Raw genomic sequence first — 9,773 nt, forward strand, 5'->3', positions numbered from 1 at the left:
CGACTGCGTCCGTCACGCCCGGGGCGTGACCGTCCGCCTCGTCGTCAGCTGGACGCGAGGGCTGGAGGGTGTCGATCACCCGGTTCGAGAAGCCCCACTCGTTGTCGTACCAGGCGACGACCTTGACGTGGCGACCGTCGACGCGCGTCAGGGCCGAGTCGAAGATCGAAGAAGCCGGGTTGCCCACGATGTCGGACGAGACCAGCGGGTCCTCCGAGTACTCGAGGACACCCGCCAGCGGGCCGGCGGCGGCGGTGCGGTAGGCCTCGAGGACATCCTCGACCGTCACCTCGCGGGAGACGGTCGTGTTGAGCTCGACGATGGAACCCACCGGCACGGGCACTCGGATCGAGTCGCCGGCCAGCTTGCCGTCCAGGTTCGGCAGTACGAGGCCGATGGCCTTCGCGGCGCCCGTCGTGGTCGGCACGATGTTGACGCCGGCGGCACGGGCCCGACGGGGGTCGCGGTGGGGGCCGTCCTGCAGGTTCTGCTCCTGCGTGTAGGCGTGCACCGTCGTCATGAAGCCGTGCTCGATGCCCGCGAGGTCGTCGAGGACGGAGGCCAGCGGCGCGAGGGCGTTGGTGGTGCACGAGGCGTTCGACACGATCGTGTGCAGATCGGCGTCGTAGGCGTCGGTGTTCACCCCATAGGCGAGGGTGACGTCGGCGCCGTCGGCCGGAGCGCTGACCAGGACCTTCTTGGCCCCGGCGTCGAGGTGGGCGCGGGCGGCTTTGGCCGAGGTGAAGCGACCGGTGGACTCCAGGACGATGTCGACGCCGAGCTCGGCCCAGGGCAGCTGTGCCGGCTCCCGCTCGGCCAGCACCTTGATGCGGTGCCCGTCGACGACGAGGGTGTCGCCGTCGACGCTGACCGGACGCCCCAGGCGGCCCGAGGTGGAGTCGTACGCGAGGAGTCGCGCGAGGGCCGTGGGCTCCGTGAGGTCGTTGACGGCGACGACCTCGAGGGAGGTTTCGCGCTCCAGCAGCGCGCGCAGCACATTGCGTCCGATGCGGCCGAAACCGTTGATGGCGATACGAGTCATGAGCGGTGTCCCTTCCGATTCGCCACCCAGGTTCGCTCGGAAGTCCCGGCTCGACCAGCGGCGCGATCGCCACGGTCCGCAAGTATCGCGCCACGATGCCACCGGGAGCCGCCGACGCCGTGCGGATGCGGTCCAGCGCTCTGACCGGGAAGGTTCACCGGAGTCAGTACGCTGAGCCCGGCTGCGGTGGACAAGGAGGTCGGCATGACGCGGAGACCGTCGACGGACGAGGCCGTGGGACTGCTCAAAAGCGAACTGGGGTCAGAGCGGCGAGCGCTTGACGATCTGGTCACGGAAGACCTGTGGCGCGCCTTCCTCCGTTTCGGCCGACGGCTGTTCGACGTCCCGGACGCACCCGACGCCGACGGCCTTCTGTTCCAATACGGGACCCACGCGTTCGACGGTCCTCCGACGTTCGCCCTGGACCTCACCCGGCAGTTCGAGGTCTCCGACAGTGATGGTGATCACGACCATTACGTGCAGGTTCATTGCGAGCTCAGATACGGACTCGCACCCGCTCTGGAGGCCCTCGGAAGCTTCGACTCGTGGTTCTTCCACGACGCCGGAGACGATCTCGAAGAGTGGGCTCAAGGACTGACCGGGCGGGCGGCGTGGGCAACGATCCACAGACTCAAGCCGACGGAGATCAGGGTGTATCAGGAGTGGGTGTAGTCGCAGACCGCCACCGTGGTGAGACGCCCTCCCCAGGGGACACCCTTCTCGCTTCGGATGCGGGCTCGTTCACGTCGTTGGGCTGCGAGGACATCGGAGTGGCGGTCGTTCTGGTGGCGAGCATTCTGATTGCGCCGGTGCAGGGAGGCGTGCAGGGCCCGGGTCTGGACCGTGTGGTGGGGGTGGTGGGAGTCGGCCAGGGCGAACTCCCACAGCGGCCCGAAGTGGGCCTCGATGGGGTCGGCCCAAAAGGCGTGGGGCGGGGTGAAGCACGGTTCGACCTTGTTCTTCGCCGCCCACCTGCGGGTCTTCCAGCAGGTTGAAGAGCGAGCTAGTCGCCCTGCGCGAAGGTGCGTCGGTACTCGCTCGGCGTGGTGCCCAGGATGTGTTGGAAGTGGAGCCTCAGATTGGCGCCCGTGCCCAGGCCGACGTCGGAGGCGATCTGTTCCACTCCGCGCTCGGACCGTTCGAGCAGTTCACGGGCCATGTCGATGCGGGCGCGCATGACCCACTGCATCGGCGTGTACCCCGTGTCCTCGACGAAACGGCGCGAGAACGTCCGTGCCGACACCGCAGCGTGCCGGGCGAGGATCTCCAGGGTGAGCGGCTCGCCGAGTCGGTGCAGCGCCCACTCCCGAGTGGCGGCGAACCGCTCGCCGAGTGGTTCCGGCACGCTCCTCGGCACGTACTGTGCCTGGCCACCGCTGCGGTACGGGGCGGCGACGAGGCGCCGGGCCGCATGGTTCGAGGCGGCCACGCCGAGGTCCCCCCGCAGGATGTGCAGGCAGAGGTCGATGCCCGAAGCGGCACCGGCGGACGTCAGCACGCTGCCTTCGTCGACGAAGAGGACGTTCTCGTCGACGTGGATCATCGGGCGTCGGGTCGCGAGGGCCCGGGCGTAGTGCCAGTGCGTCGTGGCGCGCTTGCCGTCGAGCAGCCCGGTCGCGGCGAGGGCGAAGGCACCCGTCGAGATGGCGGCCAACCGTGCACCCCGGTCGTGTGCGGCGATCAGCGCGTCGACGACGGCCCGGGGCGGCTCCTCTCGGTCCGGGTGGCGGTAGCCCGGCACGAAAACGATGTCGGCCCATGCGAGCGCTTCCAGACCGTGGGCGACCTGGTAGGAGAGACCGTCACCACCGGCCACCAGCCCGGGTTCCGCTCCGCACACCCGGACTTCGTACGGCATGCTCGCCCGGGTCGTGAACACCTGTGCGGGGATGCCGACGTCGAGGGGCTTCGCGCCTTCCAGCACGAGGACGGCGACACGGTGGAGACGAGGAGCTGACACGTCTACGAGGGTACGCGGATCATTGTCCTTGCTGGTCAGCGGGCCGGCCGGACGGTCCCGTCGCCGAACCCCAGGGAGCCGAGGCGCCCGGGACGGTGCACCTCACCGTGAGGACAGCGAGCGGGCCCATGTGCATCCGACTCCGCCCGTTCTACCCGCGCGTCGTGTCAACTCCTCTTTCCCATCAGCCCATTGGATGGAGAAGCATCTGCGGCCAGCGCCATGACCGGACTCTTCGGAGGGGTCGTCCTTCGTCGGGGGCCAGCCCCGGAAGGGCTCTCCTTGGGTGGCCGCCCAAGCACACGAACGAAGCGAAACCGTCCGAAAATCGCCCCCGGCATCAGGAACCGATCGCCGGCAGCGGCACTCCTGCTCATTGACCACGGGGGCACCCGTTTCCGCGTCCACCCCATCGGGTGCCGCTCCGATCGTCTGGGAAGAAGCCGAGGAATCACCGTGCCCCTGCCTCCACACCGCCGCCTGGCCGTGAGCATCACTGCAATCGCCGCTCTGGCCTCCGCCGTCATCCCCACCACCAGTGCGTTCGCCGCTCCCCTCGCTCCCGCCGCAAGGACTTCGCCGGCGGTCCCCGCCCCTGACATGGAAGGTGTGGTCGCCGCGCTCGACTCGGCCATGGCCAACGGCGCGCCGGGGGCCATGGCCCGGTTCACCGGCCCCGGCGGGGTCGAAACTCGGGCCGTCGGAGTCCGGAACCGGACATCGGGAGCACCGATGGACACCCATGCACGGTTCCGGATCGGCAGCGTCAGCAAGACCTTCTCCACGGTCGTGTTGCTCCAGTTGGTGGAGGAGGGCCGACTGGAACTCGACGCACCCGTCAACCGGTACCTGCCCGGGTTGCTCCCCGACGACCGCATCACGGTCCGGCACCTGCTCACCCACCGCAGCGGGCTCGCGGACTACACGAACGCCATGTTCGAGGAGACCGTGCCCGGTTTCGAAGCCGTGCGGAACCGGGTGTTCAGCTATCAGGAGCTGGTGGACCTCTCCTTGAGCGAGCCCCGGACCACCGAGCCGGGCCAGGCGTACCGGTACTCCAACGCGAACTTCGTGGTCGTCGGCATGCTCATCGAGAAGCTCACGGGCAGGCCGGTGGGCGATGCGTACGAGCGGCGCATCTTCAAGCCCCTGAAGCTGCGCAAGACCTCGTACGTCCACCCCGACACGCGCATCAAGGGGCTGCACGTGCGGGGCTACCTGCACCCGGACGCCGCCGGTGAACCCCTCGTCGACTCCACGGAGCAGACCGTGTCGTGGGCCCAGTCCGCCGGGGCGGTCATCTCCAGCCCCGCCGACCTGAACGCCTTCACCAGCGCGCTGATGCGCGGGCGGCTCCTGTCGCCGGCCATGTTGGAGACGATGACGACGGTCACCCCGACGGACTCCACCGGAACCCGGTTCTACGGGCTGGGGCTGCGCCGCTACGACCTGTCCTGTGGCACCCAGGTGTACGGACACACGGGTACCGTGCAGGGCTTCTACACATATGCGTTCTCGACCCGCGACGGTCGGCGCAGCCTTTCGGCCATGGCGAACACCTCGAACCACGGAGCCGCCAACACGGCCCTCGGCGGGACGCTGGAGGCGGCCTTCTGCGGCGCGAGGCCGGTGGTGGCACCGTCCTCGCGCGCCTCCTCCGCGCCCACGACCCGTGACGTCCAGCCGCTGCCCGCTGAGCGGGACCTTCCGGAACGCCACTGACGGTCCGTCGACGCGGCCCGGTGACCGCGTCCGGGCGGTCCCTCCGGTCGACGGCACAGGCGGAGAGTGATGATCGGGCTGGCAAATGGAGGGCGGCGGACGACGGGAGCTGGTTGTTCGCCCGTCCACCGATTGGGGTCATGGTCTACGCAATCCCGACCGGGGTGGCGCGGGAGGGTCAGCCGGAGGCGGGACGTGGCGCCAGTCGGGCGGCGCGGGTTTCCAGGTAGCGGCGCTCGGTCAGGCTGGTGGTGCCACGGGCGGCGCGGTGGTAGCACTCCCGGGCCGCCGGATGGTCGCCGGCCATCTCCAGCAGGTGTGCGCGGACCGCGTGCAGTCGGTGGTGGTCGGTGATCCGGTCGTCCGCGGCCAGCTCGTCCAGCAGGGCCAGGCCGGCCCGCGGGCCGTCGGTCATGGCGACCGACACCGCCCGGTTCAGGCTGGCCATCGGGTTCGGCGAGAGCCGCTCCAGGATCTTGTACAGCGTGTTGATCTGACGCCAGTCGGTCTCGCCGGTGCTGGGCGCCTCGTCGTGCAGCGCGGCGATGGCGGCCTGCAACTGGTAGGGGCCGAGTGTCGAGCGGGTCATCGCGTCGGTGACCAGCGCGACGCCCTCGGCGATGCGACCGCGGTCCCAGAGCGAGCGGTCCTGCTCGTCGAGCGGGATCAGCTCGCCGTGCGGGCCGGTGCGGGCGGCCCGGCGGGCGTCGGTGAGCAACATCAGGGCCAGCAGGCCGGCCACTGCGCCGTCGTCCGGCAGCAGCCGGTGCAGCAGGCGGGTCAGTCGGATCGCCTCGGCGGCCAGGTCGTCGCGCCGCAGCCGGTCTCCGGAGCTGGCGGTGTAGCCCTCGTTGAAGATCACGTACAGCACGTGCAGCACGACCCGTAGTCGCTCCACCCGATCCTGCCCGACCGGCATGGTGAATTCGCTGCCGGTGGCCCTGATCCGCTGTTTGGCCCGGCTGATCCGGGCCGCCATGGTCGGTTCCGGCACGAAGTAGGCGCGTGCGATCTCCGCAGTGGTCAGGCCGCCGACCGCGCGCAGCGTCAGCGCGATCTGCGAGGCCGGGCTCAGCGCCGGGTGGCAGCACAGGAACAGCAGGGTGAGCGTGTCGTCCCGGTTGGCCGGGGTGTCCTCGCCGGGGCCGGGCGACGTCGGATCCGGCTCCCGGGCGGCCACCTCGTCCTCGCGTCGGCGCCGGGCCTGTTCGCTGCGAATCTGGTCGACCAGGCGGCGACCGGCGACCGTGGTCAGCCAGCCGCGCGGGTTGTCCGGGACGCCCTCGGCCGGCCAGCGCGTCGCCGCGGCGAGCAGCGCCTCCTGCACGGCGTCCTCGCTCAGCTCGAACTGCCCGTACCGGCGCACCAGCGCGCCTAGGGCCTGCGGCGCGAGCGCGCGCAGCAGGCCCTCGATGGTGGCGCGGTCGGCGCTCACGCAGTCGGGCCTCCGGAGAAGATCACCTGGCGGACCTCGATGCCCAGGCCGTTGAACCGGGCGTCCGGGATCATCGCGGCCAGCTCCAGCGCGCGGTCCCTGTCGGCGACGTCGACCAGGTAGTAGCCGCCCAGGAACTCCTTGGCCTCCAGGTAGGGACCATCGGTGACGACCGGCACACCGTCGCGGACGCGGACCACCGAGCTCTGGGACGGGTCGGCCAGCGCCTCGGTACTGATCATCTCGCCGGACTCGCGGAGCGTCTTCATGAACTCGCCGTGGCCTTCCATGATCTCCTGGCGCTCGGCCTCGGTCAGTTCCTCCATGATGGCCGGGTTGATGTGCATGATCAGCAGGAACTTCATGTCCAACTCCTCACCGTCGTGGCGCCCGGTCGGGCCCCGTCATCGGGTGGTCGTCGCGGGCCGACCGCTCTTGACATGCCGGCAGCGGGTTCAGCAGATCAGATGATCCTGCCGGTACGGGTCAAGATCCGTCGATCGGCTCCGACTGCACGGTGACGATCCACGTCTCACCATCGCTATCGCCATCACAGGAGGAACACGTGGCTCAGCTACTGAGAGTCCAGAACTTCAACGTCTCGAGTGACGGAATCGGTGCCGGTACGGACCAGACCCTCGAGAGGCCATTCGGTCACGTCGAGCCCGAGAGGCTGTTCGCCTGGGCCGGCGCCACTGCGAGTTGGCCCATGCGCACCGCCCCCGGGGGCAGCCGGGGGCTCGACGACTACCTCACGCGGGACTACGCCCACAACATCGGCGCCGAAATCATGGGCCGGAACAAGTTCGGTCCCCAGCGCGGGCCCTGGCACGACCACGAGTGGCGCGGCTGGTGGGGTGACGAGCCCCCGTTCCGCACTCCGGTGTTCGTCATGACCCACCACAAGCGTCCTTCGTTCACGCTCTCCGACACCACGTTCCACTTCGTCGACGGCGACCCTGCCACGGTCCTCGAACAGGCCCGGGAGGCGGCGCAGGGCAAGGACGTCCGACTCGGCGGCGGGGCCACCACCATCCGGCAGTTCCTCGACGCCGACCTCGTCGACACCCTGCACGTGGCGGTCTCGCCGGTGAAGCTCGGGTCCGGAGTACGACTCTGGGAGTCCCCCGATGAGCTGCTCGACCGGTTCCACCTGGAGGTCGTTCCCAGCCCGAGCGGGGTGACGCACCACCTGTTCTGGCGAAAGTGACCGGACCTCAAGGCTGGCCCCGGCCGGCTGTTTCGCCTCCCGGGGGGGCTGCCTTGAGGCGGGTCGTCGAGCGACGGTTGCTTGGCATCACTTGACGTCACGGCCATTCGGTGGCGGCGTGGAGGGCCGGGTTGTAGGCGGGTGGGGGTACGTGGAGTCCGGCGGTGGTGCAGTCGCCGAAGCGCAGCACGTTCTCGCGCCGGTAGGGGCTGAGCACCGCCAGATCGCTCGCACGGATGGTCCGGCCCTCGCGGGCCATCTGACGCAGGGTTTTGGTCATGTCGATGGTGGTCGAGAAGATCACGCTCGCGGCGACAAGGTCGAGGAACTCCACTGCCCGGCCCTGCAATTCCGGGTCGCGGCTGTTCAGCCAGCCGGCATTGCCGAAGTGGAGCCACTTGGTGAACCCGTTGTGTTCCTCGGCCCTGTGGGTCGCCCGCTGGATCTGCTCACGCAGCGCAGGGTCGGACAAGTGACGGGGGAACCTCGTCCCATGCGGCTCCGAACTGCTGGGTGACCGCCACGACGGTCGCCGTGACCCGGACCACGTCCCTCTCCTCGGTGCACCGGAAGCAGACGTCATAGACCTTCCCGACCGGCACTTCTGCGTAACTGTAGGGGAGGAAGAGGGCCACCTCGTTGGCGGAGCGGCGGGGAAGCCCCCTGCCGAAGGTTTCGAGGGCTTCCGCGTCCGCACGGCCCTCGATCCGCAGAACGCGCTCGACGAGCGGGGTGTCCGCTTCTGATCTCATGGTGCCTTCCTGGCGTCGATCGTCTTGGGCGTCTGCTCCCGCCGACGCCCGACGATCGGCCCGGGAGCCAGCGGCCGGCATCCGTCACGCCGGGGGCTGGTGTCCCGCCAGGTCTCCGGGGTGGGTGTTGGCGCCGCAGAGGACGACGCAGACCTTCTCGCCGGGCGCCGGGCGGTAAACGCTCCGAGCGGATCGGTCTTCGGCCTCCGACGGAAGGACGGCCAAGGCGGTGGCGGCAGCGTGTTCGACGGCAAGGCGGCGGTCGTCCCAGAGGGCCCTGCGGGCGCGGACGATGTCACGATCCGCGACGAGGAAGGATCGAACGCCCTCCTGCTGGGCCGCGCTCACGGCGAGGGGAGTGGCGCGGCGGGCACCGAGGGCATCGGCGGCGACGGAGTCGACCGTGACGTCGACGGGGTGTCCGGCCCGGAGTCCTGCGTCGAGGGCTCGGCAGTTCTCGGGCTCGACGGCGAGGGTGCGGATCCCGTGGTGCCGGGCGGCGGTGGCCACGCCGGCGAAGAGCCCACCGCCGCCGACCGCGACGACGACCGTGTCCAGGTCCGGGACCTGGCGGTGGACCTCGTCGAGGAGGGTGCCGGCTCCTGCGGCGATCAAGGGGTGGTCATAGGCGTGCGAGGCGAGGGCACCGGTGTCGGCGGCGAACTCCTCACAGGCGGCCAGTGCCTCGGCGTACTCCGTCCCGACGAGGCGCACGTCGGCGTCGTAGCCGGACAGCTTGTCGATCTTGAACTGAGGTGCGGTGGCGGGAAGGAAGACGGTGGCCCGGACGCCGTGCTTGCGGGCTGCCCAGGCGCAGGCGAGCCCTGCATTGCCACCAGAGACAAGGGTGATCCCGGCGTCCGGGAGGGTGCCCTCCTCCTGATGGGCGAGGAGGAAGTTCTGTGCACCGCGAGCCTTGAAGGAGCCGGTGTGCTGCATGAGCTCCAGTGCGAAGTGGAGCGTGTACGCCCCGTCGCCGGCATCGGCTTGCGTGACCGCGACGGGACGGACATGGCCGTGGATCCGGTCAGCGGCGGTCTTGACGTCGGTGTACGCGAGTGGCTGCACCAGATGCTCCTGAGGGGGGCCGGGATCGGGCGATCGTACGGACGATCTTCTCAATGTCCACCGATCACGGGAAGAAGGAACCCGAGGAGAAGCGACGGAACCGTGCCGGACCCGCATCCCGGTCAGGGGCTCTGGCGGACGGAAACCAGCGGGGACCGGTCATCCCCCAGTGCACGAGCGAGGGCTCCGGCGAAACCGTCCGGGTTGTCCAACATCAGGTTGTGTCCCGCTCGGGGCACTTCCAGCACCGGGATGCCGTGCTTGGCCACCTCCTCCGCGTCGGCATCGGGCAGGCTCAGTTCCCCGACCAGGAAACTCCGGGGCCCGGCAAAGTCGATCAACAGCTTGCCCGACGCGGGCACGTCACCCGTCACCAAGGCGACCGCGCTGCGATGGACGGCCCGTGGATCGGCGAGGCGCAACCGGGCTGCGTAGTCCGGACGCTCGGTGTCGGCAAGCATCCGGGCGAATCCCTCCGCCACGAAGGCGCGACAGTTCTCGAGATGCTCTCGAGAATCGTCACGAGATCCCGTTCAGCCGAGAGGCTGGGCGGGATCTCGGCGTTTCCGGGGTGTGTTCGAGCT

General features: G+C 69.7%; 11 protein-coding genes and 1 pseudogene. 3 read left to right on the top strand and 9 right to left on the bottom strand.

Translation table 11 applies throughout. From position 1 onward, the window contains the following. Positions 1–1,042 (bottom strand): type I glyceraldehyde-3-phosphate dehydrogenase (gene gap / locus ACFW2Y_RS31880; protein ID WP_384886020.1); only part of this gene is annotated, 1,042 nt, incomplete at its 3' end. 186 nt (positions 1,043–1,228) lie between these two features. On the opposite strand from gap, the gene ACFW2Y_RS31885 reads away from it, so the two are divergent. After that, the gene (locus ACFW2Y_RS31885; protein ID WP_384886022.1) at positions 1,229–1,714 is read left to right on the top strand and encodes a hypothetical protein; all 486 of its coding nucleotides are present in this window, start codon (positions 1,229–1,231) and stop codon (positions 1,712–1,714) included. Here the strand turns inward: ACFW2Y_RS31885 and ACFW2Y_RS31890 are convergent. Both ACFW2Y_RS31890 and ACFW2Y_RS31895 read right to left on the bottom strand, forming a co-directional pair. Next, positions 1,699–2,028: pseudogene (locus ACFW2Y_RS31890) on the bottom strand (hypothetical protein); the annotation flags it as partial. The gene ACFW2Y_RS31885 and the pseudogene ACFW2Y_RS31890 overlap by 16 nt on opposite strands. A 17-nt stretch (positions 2,029–2,045) precedes the next feature. After that, entirely contained in the window at positions 2,046–3,002 is a 957-nt protein-coding gene (locus tag ACFW2Y_RS31895; protein WP_384886023.1) for a GlxA family transcriptional regulator, read from the bottom strand. Between the two features lie 456 nt (positions 3,003–3,458). Here ACFW2Y_RS31895 and ACFW2Y_RS31900 point away from each other — a divergent pair, with 456 nt between their 5' ends. Then, entirely contained in the window at positions 3,459–4,724 is a 1,266-nt protein-coding gene (locus ACFW2Y_RS31900; RefSeq protein ID WP_384886025.1) for a serine hydrolase domain-containing protein, read from the top strand. A gap of 178 nt (positions 4,725–4,902) precedes the next feature. Here ACFW2Y_RS31900 and ACFW2Y_RS31905 read toward each other — a convergent pair whose 3' ends face one another. Further along, a complete protein-coding gene (locus tag ACFW2Y_RS31905) occupies positions 4,903–6,159 on the bottom strand; it encodes an RNA polymerase sigma factor (RefSeq protein WP_384886026.1) in 1,257 nt (418 codons plus the stop codon). Further along, on the bottom strand, positions 6,156–6,524 hold the full coding sequence (locus ACFW2Y_RS31910) for a YciI family protein (protein WP_384886028.1): 369 nt from the start codon (positions 6,522–6,524) through the stop codon (positions 6,156–6,158). Before ACFW2Y_RS31910 ends, ACFW2Y_RS31905 begins: the two co-directional genes overlap by 4 nt. A 200-nt stretch (positions 6,525–6,724) precedes the next feature. Here ACFW2Y_RS31910 and ACFW2Y_RS31915 point away from each other — a divergent pair, with 200 nt between their 5' ends. Then, positions 6,725–7,369 (top strand): dihydrofolate reductase family protein, encoded by a 645-nt coding sequence (locus tag ACFW2Y_RS31915; RefSeq protein WP_384886030.1) that lies wholly within the window; start codon positions 6,725–6,727, stop codon positions 7,367–7,369. A gap of 97 nt (positions 7,370–7,466) precedes the next feature. Here the strand turns inward: ACFW2Y_RS31915 and ACFW2Y_RS31920 are convergent, their stop codons facing one another. The 4 genes from ACFW2Y_RS31920 to ACFW2Y_RS31935 all read right to left on the bottom strand — a co-directional run bounded on the left by ACFW2Y_RS31920 (position 7,467) and on the right by ACFW2Y_RS31935 (position 9,650). Continuing rightward, complete coding sequence (locus ACFW2Y_RS31920; RefSeq protein WP_384886031.1) at positions 7,467–7,841, bottom strand: Tn3 family transposase; 375 nt, start codon at positions 7,839–7,841, stop codon at positions 7,467–7,469. Then, on the bottom strand, positions 7,819–8,121 hold the full coding sequence (locus ACFW2Y_RS31925; protein WP_384886033.1) for a hypothetical protein: 303 nt from the start codon (positions 8,119–8,121) through the stop codon (positions 7,819–7,821). Before ACFW2Y_RS31925 ends, ACFW2Y_RS31920 begins: the two co-directional genes overlap by 23 nt. Before the next feature lie 84 nt (positions 8,122–8,205). Beyond that, complete coding sequence (locus ACFW2Y_RS31930) at positions 8,206–9,189, bottom strand: threonine/serine dehydratase (RefSeq protein ID WP_384886035.1); 984 nt, start codon at positions 9,187–9,189, stop codon at positions 8,206–8,208. Positions 9,190–9,311: 122 nt separating this feature from the next. Beyond that, the gene (locus ACFW2Y_RS31935; RefSeq protein WP_384886036.1) at positions 9,312–9,650 is read right to left on the bottom strand and encodes an alpha/beta fold hydrolase; all 339 of its coding nucleotides are present in this window, start codon (positions 9,648–9,650) and stop codon (positions 9,312–9,314) included. Between the last annotated feature and the right edge of the window lie 123 nt (positions 9,651–9,773).

The sequence above is a fragment of the Streptomyces sp. NPDC058877 genome (assembly GCF_042742855.1).
Taxonomy (GTDB): domain Bacteria; phylum Actinomycetota; class Actinomycetes; order Streptomycetales; family Streptomycetaceae; genus Streptomyces.

Coding starts and splice junctions, on each gene's coding strand:
- ACFW2Y_RS31910 (WP_384886028.1), bottom strand. CDS start 6,524: ATGAAGTTCCTGCTGATCATGCACATCAACCCGGCCATCATGGAGGAA.
- ACFW2Y_RS31925 (WP_384886033.1), bottom strand. CDS start 8,121: ATGAGATCAGAAGCGGACACCCCGCTCGTCGAGCGCGTTCTGCGGATC.
- ACFW2Y_RS31935 (WP_384886036.1), bottom strand. CDS start 9,650: ATGCTTGCCGACACCGAGCGTCCGGACTACGCAGCCCGGTTGCGCCTC.